Annotated in this window: 14 protein-coding genes; 8 read left to right on the top strand and 6 right to left on the bottom strand. The window is 71.2% G+C overall.

All coding sequences use genetic code 11. The features are described 5' to 3' along the window. Nucleotides 1-22: 22 nt before the first annotated feature. From ACQPY4_RS36160 to ACQPY4_RS36145, 4 genes are all read right to left on the bottom strand, one after another. Nucleotides 23-3,541 carry a bifunctional glycosyltransferase/CDP-glycerol:glycerophosphate glycerophosphotransferase gene (locus ACQPY4_RS36160; RefSeq protein WP_433328877.1) on the bottom strand — a complete coding sequence of 1,173 codons (3,519 nt, stop codon included), beginning with the start codon at nt 3,539-3,541 and terminating at the stop codon, nt 23-25. A 149-nt stretch (nt 3,542-3,690) separates the two neighbouring features. Then, the gene (locus ACQPY4_RS36155; RefSeq protein WP_433328875.1) at nt 3,691-4,851 is read right to left on the bottom strand and encodes an acyltransferase family protein; all 1,161 of its coding nucleotides are present in this window, start codon (nt 4,849-4,851) and stop codon (nt 3,691-3,693) included. Nucleotides 4,852-4,935: 84 nt separating this feature from the next. After that, entirely contained in the window at nt 4,936-6,369 is a 1,434-nt protein-coding gene (locus ACQPY4_RS36150) for an LCP family protein (protein WP_433328873.1), read from the bottom strand. Nucleotides 6,370-6,454: 85 nt separating this feature from the next. Continuing rightward, nucleotides 6,455-7,258, bottom strand: coding sequence for a TIGR03089 family protein (locus ACQPY4_RS36145; RefSeq protein WP_433328871.1), 804 nt, complete (start codon nt 7,256-7,258; stop codon nt 6,455-6,457). Nucleotides 7,259-7,423: 165 nt separating this feature from the next. On the opposite strand from ACQPY4_RS36145, the gene ACQPY4_RS36140 reads away from it, so the two are divergent. The 3 genes from ACQPY4_RS36140 to ACQPY4_RS36130 all read left to right on the top strand — a co-directional run bounded on the left by ACQPY4_RS36140 (nt 7,424) and on the right by ACQPY4_RS36130 (nt 11,912). Further along, on the top strand, nt 7,424-9,481 hold the full coding sequence (locus tag ACQPY4_RS36140) for a hypothetical protein (protein WP_433328869.1): 2,058 nt from the start codon (nt 7,424-7,426) through the stop codon (nt 9,479-9,481). 353 nt (nt 9,482-9,834) lie between these two features. Beyond that, complete coding sequence (locus ACQPY4_RS36135) at nt 9,835-10,761, top strand: glycosyltransferase family 2 protein (protein ID WP_433339148.1); 927 nt, start codon at nt 9,835-9,837, stop codon at nt 10,759-10,761. A gap of 8 nt (nt 10,762-10,769) precedes the next feature. Further along, complete coding sequence (locus ACQPY4_RS36130; protein ID WP_433328867.1) at nt 10,770-11,912, top strand: glycosyltransferase family 4 protein; 1,143 nt, start codon at nt 10,770-10,772, stop codon at nt 11,910-11,912. Nucleotides 11,913-11,915: 3 nt separating this feature from the next. Here the strand turns inward: ACQPY4_RS36130 and trxA are convergent, their stop codons facing one another. Further along, on the bottom strand, nt 11,916-12,239 hold the full coding sequence (gene trxA / locus ACQPY4_RS36125) for a thioredoxin (protein WP_433328865.1): 324 nt from the start codon (nt 12,237-12,239) through the stop codon (nt 11,916-11,918). Next, nucleotides 12,236-13,261, bottom strand: coding sequence for a lysylphosphatidylglycerol synthase transmembrane domain-containing protein (locus ACQPY4_RS36120; protein WP_433328863.1), 1,026 nt, complete (start codon nt 13,259-13,261; stop codon nt 12,236-12,238). Before ACQPY4_RS36120 ends, trxA begins: the two co-directional genes overlap by 4 nt. Before the next feature lie 78 nt (nt 13,262-13,339). Here ACQPY4_RS36120 and ACQPY4_RS36115 point away from each other — a divergent pair, with 78 nt between their 5' ends. From ACQPY4_RS36115 to ACQPY4_RS36095, 5 genes are all read left to right on the top strand, one after another. Further along, nucleotides 13,340-14,047 (top strand): class I SAM-dependent methyltransferase, encoded by a 708-nt coding sequence (locus tag ACQPY4_RS36115; RefSeq protein ID WP_433328861.1) that lies wholly within the window; start codon nt 13,340-13,342, stop codon nt 14,045-14,047. Nucleotides 14,048-14,186: 139 nt separating this feature from the next. Further along, complete coding sequence (locus ACQPY4_RS36110; protein ID WP_433328859.1) at nt 14,187-15,323, top strand: glycosyltransferase family 4 protein; 1,137 nt, start codon at nt 14,187-14,189, stop codon at nt 15,321-15,323. Between the two features lie 223 nt (nt 15,324-15,546). After that, nucleotides 15,547-16,614 carry a sugar phosphate nucleotidyltransferase gene (locus tag ACQPY4_RS36105; protein ID WP_433328857.1) on the top strand — a complete coding sequence of 356 codons (1,068 nt, stop codon included), beginning with the start codon at nt 15,547-15,549 and terminating at the stop codon, nt 16,612-16,614. Beyond that, nucleotides 16,607-17,497, top strand: a complete 891-nt coding sequence (locus ACQPY4_RS36100; RefSeq protein WP_433328855.1) for a DNA-3-methyladenine glycosylase family protein — start codon at nt 16,607-16,609, stop codon at nt 17,495-17,497. Before ACQPY4_RS36105 ends, ACQPY4_RS36100 begins: the two co-directional genes overlap by 8 nt. Before the next feature lie 308 nt (nt 17,498-17,805). Beyond that, nucleotides 17,806-18,774 carry a LysR family transcriptional regulator gene (locus tag ACQPY4_RS36095; RefSeq protein ID WP_433328853.1) on the top strand — a complete coding sequence of 323 codons (969 nt, stop codon included), beginning with the start codon at nt 17,806-17,808 and terminating at the stop codon, nt 18,772-18,774. The last annotated feature ends 83 nt before the right edge of the window (nt 18,775-18,857 follow it).

The raw sequence follows: 18,857 nt of genomic DNA, 5'->3' as shown, positions 1-18,857 counted from the left end.
GAGCGATGGTATCCGCCCGGGGCTATGCGTCGCGCAGCATCCGATCGACCGCCCGGGCGGACGCGGTGCCGTTGTCCCAGGCGCAGAACTTCTCCTGGAATGCCCGGTAGGCCGCATCGTGGCTCTGCGGGTTCCTGATGGCCTCGATCACCTCGGACGAGGTGTGGCAAAGGGGCCCGGGGGCTTCGGCCTCGAAATCGAAATAGAAGCCGCGCAACTGGTCGCGGTAGCGCTCCAGGTCGTAGGTGAAGAACACCTGGGGACGGCCCGTCACCGCGAAGTCGAACATCACCGAGGAGTAGTCGGTGATCATCAGGTCGGAGATCAGGTAGAGGTCGGCGATGTCGGGGTAGCGGCTGACGTCGATCGCGAACTCGCCGTCGGTGCCCTCGACGCCGCCGCCCAGGTTGAAGTGGCCCCTGACCAGCAGGACGTGGTCGTCCTCCAGGGCCTGGCGGGCCTGGAGGAGGTCGAGGGCCAGCTCGCGGCTGTAGCCGCCCGCGCGGAGCTGGTCGTCGCGCCAGGTGGGGGCGTAGGTGACGACCTTCTTGCCCTCGGCGATGCCCAGCAGGGCCCGGACGCGCGCGGCGCGCGCGGGGTCGCCCTGGACGAGGACGTCGTTGCGCGGGTAGCCGGTCTCCAGGATCTCGCCGTCGTAGCGGAAGGCGCGGCGCATGATCGGGGTGCTGAACGGGTTGGGGGAGACCAGCGCGTCCCACTGGGCGACGTCGTCGCTGAAGCGGCGCAGGTAGTCCTGGGCGTTCTTGAACTGCGGACGCTCGATGTCGTACCCGATGCGCTTGAGCGGGGTGCCGTGCCAGGTCTGGAGGTAGAACTGGCCCTCGCGCTTGGTGAACCACTCGGGCATGGGGTCGTTGCCGACGAGATAGCGGGCCTGGGCGAGCACCTTGAAGTGCTCGCGGCTGCCGTAGACGACCGTCCGGACGCCTTCGGGGGCCTGGAACTGGCCGTCCTTGGTGACCCAGACGTACTCCAGCTCGGGCACCCGGCGGGCCATCTCCTCATAGATGGCGCGGGGGCTGTCGGAGTACTGGCGGCCCCGGAAGCTCTCGAACACGGCCAGGTCGCGCAGGGGCTCGGCCAGGTACCCGGGGTAGTCGCGCAGGGCGATGCGCTTGAGGCCGTATACGCCGCGTTCCTCGTCCTCCTGGGCGGGACGCGACTCCAGTTGGAGCGAGTCGGCCTGGAAGGTGGAGAGCCTGAACTCGTGCAGACCCGAGACGCTCGGCGGTGGCAGTTCCGACAGGGACGAGCGGGACCCCGCGAGCGCGACGTCGCCGTCGGCCATCGGGGCGAAGAAACCCCAGCGGCCCGTGGCCAGCGGCAGCTCCTCGCCGAACAGCGGGACGCGGGCCGGGTCGAACTCGGCCGTGAAACCGCCGTCGGTCCAGGTCAGGGGGAAGGCGTAGGTGTCGCCTCCGGTGCGCAGCTTGACCAGCAGATGGTCGGGTCGGTTCTCCCCGGCCATCTCGCCGGTCAGGCGCAGCCGCCCGCCGTCGACCCATTCGGCGGCGGTCACGGCCGGACGGCGGGGACGCTCGATGATCCGCAGGTTGCCGAACTTGGTGCGGGTCACGACGATCTCGTCGGTGCCGAGGGAGTGCCTGACCTCGACGTCGTCGTGGATGGTGAGCCGCACGGGCTTGGACTGGCCCGTGTACTGGAGCGACCCGTCCCAGTCGAGTCCCTCGGTGACCCAGGTGTGCAGGGTGGCGGCGGTCTCGCTGGCGTGGGAGACCAGGACGTCCACCGGCACGTTCACCGTGAACGTGCCGTCGGCGGCGAAGGTGACGGGCAGCCGCGCCTCGGCCATGCCCTGGCGGCGCGACAGGACGAGCTCGCCCGAGGTCACGCCGGAGTCGGTGATCCGGCCGGACAGGGCCAGGGCGTCGCCGTCGACGCGGGCGTCGGTGATGTGCCGGTTGAGCTGCTTGACCTGGACGTTGAAGCGGTCGCTCGAGGCGGTGACCGGGCGGATCCAGACGTCCGGCGCGGCCTCCCAGGCGTTGGCCCACCGTACGTCGCTGCGGCGGGGCCCGCCGAGGGGGGCCGACAGCTTGAGCCCCCCGGGGACGGAGACCTCGGCGTGCAGTTCCCAGTTGGCCGAGCGCAGGGCGCCCAGCACTCGGTACTTGGTCGCGCGCAGGAACCGGTAGCGGCTGACCTTGAGGTCGTCGGGGTCGATGACGACGCTGAACCCGGCCCAGTCGTAGTCGGCGGCGGCGCGCCGCGCGTCGGCCGAGACGTCGGGACGGTGGACGCGCTGCACCGGCAGCTCGACGGTGGTGCCCGTGCGGGCGTGCTGGAGCCAGACCCGGATCGTGGACGTCTCGACGTCGTCCATCGGGATGCGGGTGATGTAGGCGTGGCCGGTGATGTGCAGCTTGCCGTCGCGCCACCAGGCCGCGTCGGCGCGGCCCTGGATGGTCAGCTCGCGGTTGATGTCGTACAGGTGGTCGGGGATGTTCCGGGACGCGTCGCCGAAGTAGGGGTACTCGGCGTACCAGCGGCCGTCCTTGAGCGTGACGTCGGCCGTGAAGATGCGGGCCTGCTGGTAGTTGATGATCTCCAGGAGCTCCTCGATGAGCCCGTTGCGGATCAGGTGGTACTTCAGCCGCTTGAGCGCGGTGAGCTTGCCCATCATCGCGTCGTTGGCCTCGGCGACGACCTCGTCGACCTGGGCGCGCAGCCGGTCGCAGTACTCCGGGCCGCCCTCGCCCGCCTGGTCGATGTAGAGCGGGAGCTCGCCGTCGAGCACGTTGGTGAGCTGGGCGCGCCACAGCTCGGGGGAGCGCTCGCGCAGGAACGCCGTGACGTTCTGGGTGGTGCGCACCCGGTCTTCGAGGTTGCCGGGCTCGGTGCGCCGCTGGGTGATCGACTGCGACTCGCCCTCGCGCTCGCGCCAGTAGTAGACGATGTCGCTGAGGACGTCGACGGACGCGGCCAGGAAGTGCGCGGGGATCGTCACCGGCGCGTCCTCGTAGAGCCCGGGCGGGAACGCGAAGTCGTTGGCCTCGAAGAACTCGCGCCGGAAGACCTTGTTCCAGGCGGTGCGGTCGCCGAGCAGCTCGGGACGCCGGGAGATGTGGGTCTTCTTGTCGGTGACCTTGAAGATCTCGGTGTGCATGGGCGAGTTGCGCGGCCCGGCCGAGGTGAGCCGCCGGACGCCGCCGCACGCCAGGTCGGAGCCGGTCTCCTTCAGCGTCCCGACCATCAGCTCGTAGGTGTAGCGGGGGACGATGTCGTCGGAGTCCATGAAGGCCAGGTAGGTGCCGGTGGCGTGCCGCGCGCCGGTGTTGCGGGCCGGGCCCAGGCCCTGGTTCGGCTGCTGGACGAGGCGGAACCGCTCGTCCTTCTCGGCGAACTCCTTGGCGATCGCCGTGCTGCCATCGGGGGAGCCGTCGTCCACCATGATGACCTCGATGTCGCGCAGCGTCTGCTGTTGCAGCGACTCCAGGCAGTCAGCCAGATAGGCCTCGACGTTGTAGAACGGTACGACGACGCTGAGGAGCGGTGACACGGTTCTCCCGATACACGTGGGCGGTTTTCGCCGGTAATTCGCACGTCCGGTGACGCTCGGTGGCGGCGTCGGGCCGGAACGGGGAACGGCGGATGAACGGCGGCTGTCTGCACATTATCCGACCCGCGGACGCGCGGCCGGGCCGTTGCTTAAGGGCGTTTTCCCCCTTGTTGCACGGCGGGCTCGGGGGTCGCGGGCGGCTTCGCGGGACCGTCGGGACGGGCGGGACGCCGCAGGCCGGTGAAGGCCCAGGTCATCTTGGGCTCCAGCGCCCAGCTCATCGCCCGCACGACCGGCTTGGAACACAGGAAGGTGCCCACGACCGCGGCCCCGGCGATGACAACGATCACACCGGGCACGGTGTTCATCCACGCGGCGTCCCACAGTTCGGTGAACTGGAGCAGGCGCGTGACGAACCCGTGCAGCAGGAAGGCGTACAGGGTGGTGGCACCGAGCTTGGTGAACCAGGTCTTCTTACGGGGAACGATCGCCAGGAACGCAGCCACCAGCGTGACGGCGCAGGCGAACATGGCGACGCGCATGACGGTTCCGGCGACGTTCCCGACGCCGAGTTCCTCGTGCGGGTCCTTCCAGTAGACCCAGTCCTTGTTCATGCGGTCCATGGCCAGGTACGCGGCGCCGAGCCCGGCGGTCAGGACGCCGAAGCCGGCCACGCGGGCGGACGGGCGCTTGAGCAGCTCGAAGTGCTCGGGCCGCAGCATGAGGCCGAGGACGTAGAACGGCAGCAGCCCGATCACGCGGTGGATGTTGAACGTTCCACCGAGATCGCTCATGTACGACAGCAGCGAGAACACCATCGCGACCGCGAACGGCCAGCGGATCTGCTGCCATACGGGGGTCGACAGCCGCCACATGAACAGCGCGCACAGGAACCAGGTGAGGAAGTACGGCTTGAGGAGGCTGATCTCCAGCTCGTTGCGCCCGACGAGCCAGTCGTAGACCGAGTAGGCGATCTCGAACACGACGTAGGGCACGCCGACGTTGGTGATGAGCTTGCGGGCCTTGCCGCCGGAGAACGTCCAGTTCCGCGAGAAGTAGCCGGTGATCACGATGAACAGCGGCATGTGGAACATGTAGATGAACAGGTACAGACCCCTGGCCACGGGGACTTCCCGCAGGTAGGCCAGCGAGTGCCCGATCACCACCAGCAGGATCGCCAGGTACTTGGCGTTGTCGAAGAACGGGTCGCGTTCCTTGCGGCGGGGCGCCGGGGCGTCCGCGCCAGGACCCCCGGCGGGCCGCGCGTCCGCGACAGGGCCCCCGGGGGGCGATGCGGGCCGCGCGTCCATGGCCTCCGGGTGTTCCGGGGGCCACGGGCTCCTGGGCTGGGGCGCGGTCGGCGGCCTGCTCGTGTACGTCATGGGGTCCGGCGGTCAGTTCCCGTCGCAGATGTTGTCGGTGGCGCGGATCTCGCCCTGCTGCTTGGGGATGCCCGCGGTCTTGGAGCTCTTCAGTGTGGTCCAGTCGGAACCGACGACCAACTCCACCACGCCCGCGGTGGCCGAAGTGCGCGCCGTGGGCTTGGGAGCGGTGGGGATCAGAGCGGACAGCACGGCGGCCTTCTGGTCGCCCCCGGTGCCGAACAGGACGCGGGTGGCCTTGGCGGTGGGCTTGTTGCCGACGACCTCGACCTTGAAGCCCTGCGCCTCCAGGTCGTCGCCGACCCTGCGGGCCTGCCCGTCGATGCCGCTGGCGTTGTAGACCCTGACCTGGATCTGGCTCGGCGGGATCTTCGGGGCCGGGGTGCCCTTCTTGGGCCCCTTCTCCTCCTTGGGCACCGACTTGTCGTTGCGGATGGAGGAGAAGAAGTTGTTGGCGTCCGGCTGGCGCAGCGCGACGCGGTTGGGGTCGGCGGGGTCGGGGCCGGACGGCACGGTGACGAAGCGGAGCTTGCCCGAGCTCATGCCGCCCATCTCCTCGGCGATCTTCCGCATCACGCCGGGCGTCAGCTCCTTGTCGGTGGTCAGCGACTTGGTGCCGGCCTGGATCAGCGAGAGCAGCTTGGCGGGGTTGGTCAGCACGCCCGCGCTCATCGCCTTGTTGGCCAGCGCGCCCATGAACTTCTGCTGGCGCTTGATGCGGTCGGTGTCGGAGCCGTCGCCGAGCCCGTGCCGGTTGCGGACGTAGGCCAGGGCCTGCTCGCCCTTGATGGTGTGCTTGCCCTTGGACAGCTTCAGCTTCGACTTGGGGTCGTTGACGTCCTTGGGCAGGCACACGGGGACGCCGCCGACCGCGCTGGTGATCGACTTGAAGCCGTTGAAGTCGACCTGGACGAAGTGGTCGATCTTGACGTTGGAGATGTTCTCGATCGTCTTCATCGTGCAGGACGCGCCACCGGCGGTGAAGGAGGCGTTGATCTGCCCGCGCGACTGCGCCGGGGTGGTCGAGCCGTTCTTCAGCTTGCACGAGGGGATGGGGATCATCAGGTCGCGGGGGAAGCTGATGCCCATCGCCTGGCCGCCTCCCGGCGACAGGTGCAGCAGGATCATGGTGTCCGAGCGCGGCGGCTCGTTCTTCATCGCGCGGCCGTACTGGGCGTTGGCCCCGGCGCGGGTGTCGGACCCCAGCAGCAGGATGTTGAGCGCGTTGTTGAGCTTCTTGGGCCGGACGCCGATCAGGGCGTTGGGGTCCTCGTGGGTGATGTTCCCGAACGCCTTGCGGTACAGGCCGTAGGCCGTGAGCGAGCTGACCACCATCAGGACGGAAAGACCGATGGACACCCAGCCGAGGACGCGCCATCCACGTCGGCGCGCCGGCTCCGGGTCGGCGTCGTCGACGTACTCCATGTACATCGGATTGCTGTTCATCGGCTCCGTGGTCGGGGGCGTGGGCGTGGGGCGTGCCCGCTTCCCGGGTCAGGTTCCAGGCGTCGGAATCAAGGTGAAGAGTAAGTCAGAGGAGGCGGCTCACGGACCCGGACGCGTCATTCCATCCGGGCACACCGGCCACCGCGGTCACATGCTCCAGTCTCACGCGCTCCTTTAGGGAGTCTTTGTCGGAGTTTCGTTGGATTATGACGGAAGCTCCTGAGGCTAGTGGTGCAAGTAGACCGCTCAGAACCCCGTCGAGTGTGGTGAACGGCATGTCAACCAACACCCGGTCAGCGGCGTCCAGCTCCCATTTCGCGGCCGCCGCCTCGGCCGACCTGACCAGCTCGGCACCACTGTATGTGGCCTTTGTCACAGTCAGGGCGGCATCGTCCGGGGTTACCACCGTCGGGGGGACGAAACGGTCCCCGTATGACCTGACCTCAAGGGCATAGTCCTCGACACCGGGAGGGCAATCGGCCAGGGCACCGCCCAGCGCGTGCAGCGAGAGTCCCACGATCTCCTCGGCGCCGGTGTCGTTGAGCGCATCGTCGAGCACCTCCTCGGTGGCCGCCAGGATGTACGGCGCGGAGGCGGTGATCGGTTCGCCCGGCTCCGACGGTTCGGCGATCGCTCCCGCCGACCAGCAGGCCATCAGCCACACCGCCGTCTGCCAGTGCGGCGGCAGAGCCAGGACCACCCGCGTCCCCGGCTCGGCGCCGAGCCCGTCCACCAGGAAGTTCGCGGTCTTGGCGACCCAGTTGTCGAACGTCTTGGCCGACAGCTCGACGCGCTCGCCGGTGCCGTCGTCGTAGAAGGTCACCAGGGGGCGCGACGGGTCGCCGGCCACCCTGCGCCGCAGCAGTTCCGCAGGTCCGATGCCACTCATGGAGCGAGGGTACGGCCTGGCGGGCCCGGCCCCGCGCGGCCCCGCCGCATTGCTTGCGACGCCTCACCGTGCGTGAGTACGATCGGGCACCGATCGCCCCGCCGGGCGGCGTCCGCCTCGCCGGGCCCCCTGGCTCTGTCGCCGGACCACCACCCAGGGGGAAATGTGAGCGCGGGCCCTCTGCTCGCGCGGCTCACCGTGGCCCCCGCGCTGGTCGTGGTCGCGTGGCTGGCCGTCTCCCTCCCGCTGCTGATGGCGGGCGTGTTCCGTCCCGGCCCGGCCCTGGCCCTGTTCGTCCCCGTCGCCGCCGTGCTGCTCTGGCAGGGCCTGCGCGGCCGGGCGGGCCTGCCCCGGCTGGACGAGCGGGTCTCGTGGTGGTCGACCGGCGGCGTGCTGGCGATCGCCCTGGCCTTCCTGGTGCTCCAGGTGGTGATGTACTCCGAGCAGGTCATCGTCCGCCGCGACCCCGCGACCTACGTGCAGTTCGCGACCTGGCTGAACGACCACGGGTCGCTGCCGATCCCGCAGAGGCTCGCGGCGTTCGGCGGCGGCGACCCGGCCCTCGAATACGGCAGCCCCGGCTTCTACCAGCGCGGCGACTCGATCGTCCCGCAGTTCATGGCGGGCCTGCCGATGCTCCTCGCGCTCGGCGGCTGGATCGGCGGCACCCACGGCCTGCTGCTGATGGCGCCGCTGCTGGGGGCCTGCGCCGTGCTCGCCTTCGGGGGGCTGACCGCGCGGCTGGTCGGCCCGGCCTGGGCGCCGGTGGGCGCGCTGCTCCTGGCGCTGACCCTGCCCATGGTCTGGGTCTCGCGCTCCACCTACAGCGAACTGCCCGCGCTCCTGCTGCTGCTGGGCGGGCTCGCGCTGCTGTACGACGTCCGGACGGAGAAGGAGAAGTCGGCCCGGGTCAAGGCGTTCCTGGTGGGGCTGACGCTCGGGCTGATCGTGCTCGTCCGGATCGACGCGCTGCGCGACGTCCTGCCGGTCGTGGCCTTCGCCGGGCTGCTGGTCGCGCGCGGCGAGAAGCGGCGCAAGGGCGTGGGATACAGCCGCCGAACGGGGTACCCGCTCGCGGCCGGGCTCACGATCGGCGTGGGGGCGGGCCTGCTCGAAGGCTTCACGTTCTCCCGCCCGTACCTGCGCTACCTGCACGCCTCGCTGAACCCGCTGCTGGCGATCACGGCGGCGCTCGTGGCGGCGACCGCGCTCATGGTCGTCCTGCTCCGCGCCCGCCGCACCGGCCGGTTCTTCCGCCGGATCGGCGTCACGCTCGCGTCGGGCCGCCTGCCGGACGCGGCCGCGGTTCTGACGGTGCTGGTCATGGCCGTCCTGGCGGCGCGCCCGCTGTTCCAGACGGCGCGGCGCGAGCCCGCCAACGCCGACGACCGGCTCAACGCGTTCTTCATCGAGCAGGTCCAGCGGATCAACCACATGGACGTCGACGGCACCCGCCAGTACACCGAACTGTCGCTGCACTGGGTGATCTGGTACATCGGCGTGCCCGCGCTGCTCCTGGCGACGTTCGGCGCCGCGCTGCTGGCGCGGAGGCTGCTGCGGCGCCAGTCTCCCGAATGGCTGCTGCCCTACATGGTGATCGTCTGGACGACCGTCACCACCCTGCTGCGCCCGGGGATCACGCCCGACCACCCGTGGGCCTCGCGACGGCTGATCGCCGTCGTGCTCCCCGGCCTGCTGCTGTTCACGGTGTGGGCCACGGCCTGGGCGATCCGCCGGATCAGGAGGCTCGGCTACGGCCGGGCCGCCGTCGGGACGATCTCGGCCGTGACCGCCCTGCTGCTCCTGGTGCCGATCGTGCTGACCTCCGGCGTCACCATCGCGTCCAGGACCGACGACGGCGAGGTCGGGGCCGTCCGCGGCCTGTGCGCCAAGCTGGGCCCCGGGCGCTCGGTGGTGATCGTGGAGCGGGCCACCGCCGACCGGATGCTCCAGGTCGTCCGCAGCATGTGCGGCGTCCCCGCCGCCAGGACCAGGAGCGGCACGTCGCCCGGCGATGTCCGCCGCGTCGTCGACAAGATCTACAAGGCGGGCCGCCGTCCGGTGATCCTCGGCGCGCAGCCCGCCCAGGTCGCCCCGTATGGCCCCGCCTCGCAGGCACTCAAGCTGCGCGCCCGGCAGGACGGCCGGACCCTCGACGAGCCGCCCCGAGGCACCTGGGGATTCAGCGTCGACGTGTGGATGTCCGAACCGCCCAGGCCATGATGGTCCTCGCCGGACGGCCGGGACGAGTATTCTCGCCCTGCGTGAGTACCGAGCCCCGCGACCCCGGCCCCGGCACCGTCCAAGTCGACCTGCCCGCGCCCACGTCGGACGACCCCGAATCCGCGCCCACCCGACCCGCGAAGCCCCTGCCCGCGCCCGCCGCGTCCACGCCGCCGCCGTCGGCCGAGCCCGCGCCGCCCGCGTCCGCCGAGCCCGAGCCCGGCTCGGTCGAGGGTGCGTCGGCGGGGGAGGGCGCGTCCGTCGGGGTCTCCGAAACCTCCGGGTCTGTGGCGGGCGGGGGCGTCGAGCGGGTGGCGGTGGCCGAGGAGCGGCCGAGCGGGGTTCGACGGGGGGTGCGGGCTCAGGACGAAGGGGCCGCCGACCCGGAAGAGCCGGTGCACGTGACGATCGTCCTGCCCTGTTACAACGAGCAGGACCATGTCGTGCAGGAGATCGAGCGCATCTGCGCGGCGATGGACGCCAGCGGCAAGACCTACGAGCTGCTGGCCGTCGACGACTGCTCGACCGACGCCACCCTGGAGCGGTTGCGGGAGGCCGAGCCGCGGTTCCCGCAGATGCGCATCATGGCGTTCCAGCACAACAGCGGGTCGGGCACCGTGCGGCGGATCGGGAGCCAGCAGGCGCGGGGCGACATCGTCGTGTGGACCGACGCCGACATGTCCTACCCCAACGAGCGCATCCCCGAGCTGGTCGACATCCTGGACACCGACCCGTCGGTCGACCAGGTGGTCGGCGCCCGGACGAGTGAGGAGGGGTCGCACAAGGTGCTGCGGGTCCCGGCCAAGCTGGTCATCCGCAAGATCGCCGAACGGCTCACCAACACCCGGATCCCCGACCTGAACTCGGGGCTGCGCGCGTTCCGCCGCGAGGTGTCGCTGCCGTACCTGCGGCTGCTGCCGCCCGGGTTCTCGTGCGTCACCACGATCACGATCGCGTTCCTGTCGAACCAGCACCCGGTGCGGTACGTGCCGATCGACTACGCCAAGCGGGCGGGCAAGTCCAAGTTCCACTTCACCAAGGACGCCTACCGTTACATCCTGCAGGTGCTGCGGATGGTGATGTACTTCAACCCGCTCAAGGTGCTGATGCCCCCGGCGCTGTGGCTGCTGGTCATCGGCCTGGGCAAGGGCGTGTTCGACATGGTCGTGCACTTCGGCTACTTCGCCAACAACACCGTGATGATCTTCATTACGGGGTTGATCATCGCCAGCCTGGCCCTGCTGGCCGACCTCATCGTCCGATCTCGCGGCGACGTCTAGGGGAGCATGTGAAGATCGCGCTCGTGGGACCCGCCTTCCCGTACAAGGGCGGCGGCGCCCAGCACACCACCGAGCTGGCGCACCGGCTGGCCGCGGCGGGGCACACCGTCGCGATCGAGTCGTGGCGGGCCCAGTACCCCGGGTTCCTGTACCCGGGGCAGCAGACGATCGACGAGCCCGAGGGCGAGCCGTTCCCCGACACCCGCCACGACCTCGACTGGCGCCGCCCGGACGGCTGGTACCGCACCGGCCGCGCCCTGCGCGACTATGACCTTGTCGTGCTGGCGGTGCTGAGCCCCGTCCAGGTGCCGTCCTACCTGGGCATCCTCTCCGGGATCGGACGCCGGACGCCCACCGTCGCGCTCTGCCACAACGTGCTGCCGCACGAGCGCAAGCCCTATGACGAGCCGCTGATGAAGGCGCTGCTGCGGCGCGCCGACGGCGTGCTCGTCCACTCCGAGCAGCAGGCCGGGCTGGCGCGGGGGCTGACGTCCCGTCCCGTGCGGGTGGCCGAGATGCCCGCCCACCTTCCGGCGGCGGCTTCGGCGGAGGCCCGGCGCGACGGCGAGCGGCGGCGGCTGCTGTTCTTCGGGATGATCCGCCCCTACAAGGGGCTGGACGTCCTGCTGCGCGCCCTGGCGGCGGGCACCGACGACGTCGCGCTGACGGTGGCGGGGGAGTTCTGGGGCGGCCTGGACGAGACCCGCGCGCTGATCTCCGAGCTGGGTCTGGACGAGCGGGTCGAGCTGAAGCCCGGCTACGTGCCGGCCGCCGACGTCCCGGGGCTGTTCGCCGCCTCCGACGCGCTCGTCCTGCCCTACCGGACCGCCACGGCCTCGCAGAACGTGTGGATGGCGCACGAGTACGGCGTCCCGGTCATCGCCACCCGGGTGGGCGGCTTCGGCGACCAGGTCAGGGACGGCGTCGACGGCATCGTCTGCGAGCCCGACGACGTGGGCTCCCTCACCGACGCGCTCAAGCGCTTCTACGCCCCGGGCGAGCCGGAACGGCTGCGCTCCGGCGTCCGCCCGGTCGACCACACGCCGCTGTGGAACAGCTACATCGAGACCCTGACGGGTTCGAAGCCCGTCAGGATCGAGCTCGCCGACCACGGGAACATGGAGGGCGGGCACAACTGCGGCGGCTCCTGACGCTCAGAGGTGCGGCTCGATGACCTTCAGCAGCGCGCGCTTGGGCTTGGCCCCGACGATCTGCTCCACGACCTCGCCGTTCTTGAACAGCAGCAGCGTGGGCAGGCCGAGCACACCGAACTTGCCGGGCGTCAGCGGGTTGTTGTCGTAGTCGAGCTTGGCGATCGTCAGCTTGCCCGCGTATTCGGGGGCGATCTGGTCGAGCACGGGGGCGATCATCTTGCAGGGGCCGCACCATTCGGCCCAGAAGTCCACCAGCACCGGGGTGGAGCTGTTGATGACCTGCTCGTCGAACGTGTCGTCGGTGACGGTGATGGGGGCGCTCACGATCTCTCCTTCGTCGGCTCCGTACCCGGGACAAGCTCCTGGCCCCCGGGTTCATTCCCGTCCGTCCCGTCCGATTCGTCGCTTTCAGGTCGGGGCGTGGAGCGGCCGATGAGCGTCGCGGCGCCCGCGTTCAGCAGGTCGGCCACCGTCAGCACGACCCGCGAGCCGATCGCGACCACGATCGCCGTCCCGGCGGGAAGCACCGGGTTCAGCACCACCAGCAGGACGGCCTCGCGGGCGCCGATGCCCCCGGGTGCGATGAAGACCAGGAACCCCGCCACGAAGGCCAGCGTGAACGCGCCCGTGGCCAGGAAGGGCAGGCCGGGGCCGTCGCCGCCGACGGCCATGCACAGCAGCCAGGTGTGGACGCCGAACAGCACCCAGCCGAGCACCGTCCAGCCGACCGCGCGCAGCGTCGCGGACAGGCTCACCGGGTGTTCGAGCGGGGGGCGCCGGACGAGCCGCAGCGCGGTGTCCAGGCACCAGGTCACGATCCGCGGATGCAGCGAGGCCACCATGACCGGGGCCAGCAGGAACAGCCACCAGTAGCGGTCGCGGGCCTCGTCGGACGTCAGCGGCAGCGTCGCCGCGGCCATCGCCAGGCCGCAGGCGCTGGAGGTCGCCACGGCCAGCAGCGTCGCGCTGAAGCTGCGGATGCGGGGCACGTGGTAGGTGCGGGCGAGCTCGACCTGGGTCACCAGCGCCCAGACCTTGCCCGGCACGTACTTGCCGAGCTGGGAGATGCTCTGGATCCGGAACGCGGCCTTGATCGGCAGCGGCGAGCCGAGCCCGGTCAGGAAGGCGCGCCAGCCCAGCATGTGGGCGAACAGGGCCGCCAGACCGGCCGCGAGCGCCCCGGCGAGCGTCGGCCAGGACATCTCCTCGAACGCCCGCACGGTCTCGTCCCACTGGGAGACCAGGCTGTAGGCGCAGAACGCCAGCGCCAGCAGCAGCAGAAGGACGCGCAGGGCGCGCATCGCCAGGTCGCGCGGCGTGCGCTTGGTCGCGGCCTTCGAATTCACCTGCCCAGGGTAGGTGAATCACCACCGCCCCGCTGCTTTGCGCACCGCCGCGCCCGGAGAGCCCTAAGGTTGTGCGGGATGAATCTCTCGGATGTGGTCGCCTTCATGGGCCACCAGGTGCACGTGTGCCGGTATCGCGAAGCGGGGACGCTGCTCGGCTGGATGGGCCGCGACCTGCGCGGCAAACGCGTCCTCGACGTCGCGGGCGGCGACGGCTACTGGGCCGGACGGGCCCGCAGGCACGGCGCCGACGCGGTGTCCATCGACCTGATGCGCAAGAAGATGGTCTACGGGCGCACGCTCGCCCACGCCCCCGCGCTGATCGAGTGCGACGCGCTGCGGCTGCCGTTCGCCGACGGGTCCTTCGACGCGATCCTGTCGGTCTGCGCGATCGAGCACTTCGACGACGGCGGCAAGTCGCTCGACGAGATGGCCCGGGTGCTCAGACCCGGCGGGCAGATCTTCATGTCGGCCGACGTGCTGAGCCGGGCCGACGCCTGGCCCAAGCTGCGCGACGCGCACAAGGCCAAGTACCACGTCCAGCACACCTACACCCACCAGAGCCTGCGCGAGCTGATGGACGACCGGGGCCTTGACCTGGTCCGGCACTCCTACCAGTTCCGCACCGCGGCGGCCGAGCGGCTGTACCTGTCGCTGTCGACGTACGGTGGGAAAGTCGGGTTCAACGCGGCGGCCCCGCTCACCCCGCTGGTCGCCCTCGGCGACCGCAGGGCACCGAACGAACGCGGCAGCATCGTGCTGATCCAGGCGCGCAAGCGAGGGTGACGCGTCCCGCCGCCTCACCTTCACATCTGGCCGCCGTGATCTGCGCGGCGCCCCTCCCGACCGGACTCGATCGGCGTAGGCTCGGAGGTAAAGGGTGATCTACCGTCGCCCCACCGGGCACGCTGGAACAGGGGGAACCGTGGAGCCTCGGATTCTTCTGGACGCCACGGCAGTGCCCGCTGACCGCGGCGCGCTGGGCCGGTACGTCGACGGCCTGCTCGGGGCCCTGCACGCGCTCGGCGCCGACCTCGCCGTGGCCTGCCAGCGCGCGGACGAGCAGCGGTACGGCGAGCTCGCGCCCGGCGCCCAGATCGTCAAGGGCCCGGCCGCGCTCGCGCACCGCGCCTCGCGGCTGGCCTGGGAGCAGTCGGGGCTGCCCTACGTGGCCGAGCAGGTCGGCGCGGACGTGATCCATCTGCCCACCTACACGATCCCGATCCACCCGGGACGGCCCACGGTCGTCACGATCCACGACGTGACGCTGTTCGCCGAGCCCGCGGCGCACGACCCCGTGCGGGCCTACATCAAGTCGGCCACCCGCACGGCGGCGCGCCGGGCCACCCGCCTGATCGCCCCGTCCCGCGCCACCCGCGACGAGCTGGTCCGGCTGCTGGACGCCGACCCCACCCACATCGACCTGGCCTACCACGGCGTCGACCAGGAGGCCTTCCACCCGCCGTCCGAGGACGAGATCAAGCGGGTCTCCGACCGGCTCGGGCTGCACGGCCACCCGTACTTCGCCTACCTGGGCGCGCTGGAGCCCCGCAAGAACGTTCCGAACCTGATCCGCGGCTGGGTGAGCGCGTTCGCCGAGCGTCCCGAGCCCCCGGCGCTGGTCCTGGCGGGCAGCGGCGGCTGGGACGACGAGGTCGACGCGGCGCTGGCCACCGTCCCGCTGCACATGCGGGTGGTGCGTCCGGGCTATCTGCCGTGGTCGTCGCTGCCCGGGCTGTTCGGCGGGGCGCTCGCGGTGACGCTGCCGAGCCGGGGCGAGGGCTTCGGCCTCCCGGTGCTGGAGGCGATGTCGTGCCGGGCGCCGGTGCTGACCACCCGCCGCGGCCCGCTCCCCGAGGTGGGCGGCGACGCGGTCGCCTACACCGAGCCCGAGGCCCCCGACATCGCGGCCGCCCTCGTCGCCCTCACCGACGACCCGGCCCGCCGCGAGGCCCTGGCCTCGGCCGCCGGCGAACGCTCCAAGCAATTCAGCTGGACCGCCTCCGCCGAAGCCCACATGATCTCCTACAGACATGCAGTCGCCGGCCACGCCGCAGTGTGATCAAAACCCCAGGCTTCACCCCGCAGGGGCCTCAGCCCGCGCGCGATTGCGTTAATGAGCGGGAAGCGAGCCGAAGGCGAAGCTTCCCGGCGAGATCGCGAAGCGATGCGGCAATCGCAAAATCACGGTCACCGAAGCGAGCCGCTAGGCGAGCGTAGGTGGGCCGAGATTTCAGTGAACACAGCCGCTAGGCTCGCCGGGGTTCGTTGAGGGAGGGAGCCTCGTGGAAGCGATTTTGCTCGTCGGTGGGCAAGGGACCCGGCTGCGGCCGTTGACGATCTCCACGCCGAAGCCGCTGCTGCCGACCGCGGGCGTGCCCTTCCTGGCGCACCAGCTGGCGCGGGCGCGGGACGCGGGCGTCGAGCGGATCGTGTTCGCCACGTCGTACCGGGCGGAGATGTTCGAGGCGGCGTTCGGCACTCGGGCCCAGGGAGTTGATCTGGCCTACGTCTCCGAGGCCAGGCCGCTGGGGACCGGGGGCGCCATTCGCAACGCGGCGGCGGCGCTGAGGTGCGGGGCCGACGAGCCCGTGCTGATCCTCAATGGCGACATCCTGTCGGGGCACGACGTGCCCGCGCAGGTCGCGTTGCATGAGAAGTCCGGCGCCGATGTGACGCTGCATCTGACCGAGGTGGACGACCCGTCGCGGTTCGGGTGCGTCCCGACCGACGCCGATGGGCGCGTCACCGCGTTCCTGGAGAAGACCTCGCGTCCGGTCACCAACCAGATCAACGCGGGCTGCTATGTCTTCCGGCGCTCGGCGATCGACACGATCAGGAAGGACGAGGTCGTCTCGGTCGAGCGCGAGACGTTCCCGTCGCTGATCTCCTCGGGCCGGGTCGTGATGGGCCACGTCGAGTCGGCCTACTGGCTGGACGTCGGCACGCCGCAGGCGTTCGTGCGGGGCTCGTGCGACCTGGTCCTGGGGCGGCTGGCGTCCTCGGCGATGCCGGGCGAGCCCGGCGACCGGCTCACGCTCAACGGGGCCGTGGTCTCGCCGGGCGCGGTCGTGCGCGGCGGCACCACGGTCGGGCGCGGCGCGGTGGTGGAGGCCGGGGCGACCGTTCTCGGCAGCGTGCTGCTGGACGACTCGTTCGTGGCGGAGGGCGCCACGGTGCGTGACTCGGTGCTGAGCCGGGGCGCGCGGGTGGGGCCGGGCGCGATCCTGGACGGTGTGATCCTGGGCGACGCGGCGGTGGTCGGGCCGGGCAACGAGCTGCGCGACGGCCTGCGGGTCTGGCCCGGCATCGAGCTTCCGGCGACCGCGGTGCGCTTCTCCACCGATGCCTGACGTCCTGACCGAGGTCTGGCGGCCGGGCCGGACGGTCGATCTGCGGCTGGTCCTGGCGCCGCACCGGCGCGGCCATGGCGATCCGGCGTGCCGGTTCGATCCCGACGGCGCGGTCAGGCGTGCCTCGTTCACCCCTGACGGCCCCGGCACGCTGTGGTTGCGGCCGGGTGCCGATGGTTCGGTCGAGTGCCGGGCGTGGGGTCCCGGGGCGCGCTGGCTGCTGGACGGCGTCCCGGCGCTGCTGGGCGCCGAGGACGAGCTCGCGGGCTTCGAGGCGCGGCACGGCGTCGTGGCCGAGACGGCCCTACGCCATCCGGGTCTGCGGATCGGCCGGACGGGCCGCGTCTTCGAGGCGCTCGTCCCGGCGGTGCTGGAGCAGAAGGTGCTCGGGCTGGAGGCGTTCCGGGCCTGGCGCTACCTGCTGCGCCGGTTCGGGGAGCCCGCGCCGGGCGCGCCCGACATGCGCGTGCCCCCGCCCCCCGAGGTCTGGGCCAGGATCCCGTCGTGGGAGTGGCACCGCTCGGGGGCGGAGGCGGTTCGCGCCAGGACGATCATCGGCGCGGCCCGGGTGGCGGCCCGGCTGGAGGCCGACGCGAGCGAGCGGCGGCTCCGGTCGCTGCCGGGCATCGGGGTCTGGACGGCGGCGGAGATCCGCCAGCGCGCCGTGGGCGACGCCGACGCCGTCTCGGTCGGCGACTACCACCTGCCCTCGATCGTGGGCTGGGCGCTGACCGGACGCAAGGTCGACGACGCGGGGATGCTGGAGCTGCTGGCGCCGTACGCCGGCCACCGGCACCGCGTCACCCGGCTGCTGGGACTGAGCGGCGCGCGTCCGCCGAGGCGCGGCCCGAGGCTCCCCGTGCGTGACTACCGGGCGTTTTGACGTTCCGGCGGGCCTGGCGGCGGTTCAGCCAGAAGCTGCCGGGCGTCCAGTCGAGGCCGTCACGGGAGTCGGCGCCGAAGATCGGGACGATCACGGCGAGGGCGATGAGGAGGGCGAGCATGATCAACATTTCGGGTCCGTCCTTCCGAGGAGTTTCGGTGTGAGCCCTGGCCGGGGCTCGGACTTTCCCGCGCGGGTCGGGATCGGTGCGGCGAACCGTCGTTTCCCTTGTGACATCAAGTCTCGCCGCCCGAACCCTTCAGGTCCAGCGACTGTTTCTGCAGGGTTTGTGTAAGAATCGCTTCACCATGTTGGATCTCGGACGGCTGCGCGTCCTGCGCGAGCTGAAGATGCGCGGAACCGTGTCCGCGGTCGCCGAGGCACTGGGCTACAGTCCGTCCGCGGTCTCCCAGCAGCTGGCCCAGTTGCAGCGCGAGGTCGGTGTCGCGCTGGTCGAGCGGGTGGGCCGCAGGCTGCGGCTGACCGAGGCGGGCGAGGTGCTGGCCGAGCACGCCGAGGCGCTGCTGGCGCAGGCGCAGCGGGCCGAGGAGTCGACGCTGGCGGCCTCCGGCCGGGTCGCGGGCGTGGTCAAGGTCGTCGGGTTCCAGACGGCCCTGCTGCACGTGCTGGTCCCGACGCTTCCCGATCTGGCCGACGCCTATCCCGAGATGGTCGTCGAGGTGCTGGACGAGGAGTTCCACCGCATCCTCCAGGCGCTGGTGCTCCAGGAGATCGACGTGGTGCTGACCGACGAGTACACCTATCTGCCGAGGGCGCGCCGTCCCGAGCTGGCGTCCGAGGGTCTGGTCTCCGAGCCGATGCGCATCGCCTTCCCCGAAGGGCATCCGCTGGCGGCCACGGGGGCGCCGGTCGCGATGGCCGACCTGGCCGACCTGCCGTGGGCCACGGGCCACATCGGCACCAACCACTCCGACCTGCTGGAGCGGACGTGCGTCGGCCTCGGCGGCTTCCGGCCCAAGGTGCGCTACCGGTCCAACGACCTGATGGCGATCTTCGCGCTGGTGGCCCGGGGCGGCGCGGTCGCGATGATCCCCGATCTGGCCATGGCCGAGCGCGAGAGCGGCGTGGTGGTCCGCGACATCGCCGACGCCGAGGTGCGGCGCTGGATGGTGATGTGGACGCGGGTGGGCGCCGACCTGCGTCCCTCGGTGCGGGTGCTGCTGGAGGCGCTGCGCCGCTCGGCCGACGCGCTGGCGGCGAGCCGTCCCTGCGTGGTCAGGGGCGGGCCGGGTGAGGAGTTCCTGGCCGGGGAATAGATCACCGCGGTCGCGGGCTGTCCCGAGCGTGCGGATTTTCCCGCGCCCCCGGCGCGACAAACTTTATGACGCTTGGCATAGAG

The organism is Spirillospora sp. CA-294931 (genome assembly GCF_050946795.1).
GTDB lineage: Bacteria > Actinomycetota > Actinomycetes > Streptosporangiales > Streptosporangiaceae > Spirillospora.
Note: the sequence above shows the minus strand (reverse complement) of the source record. Positions and strands in the feature narration are given on the sequence as shown.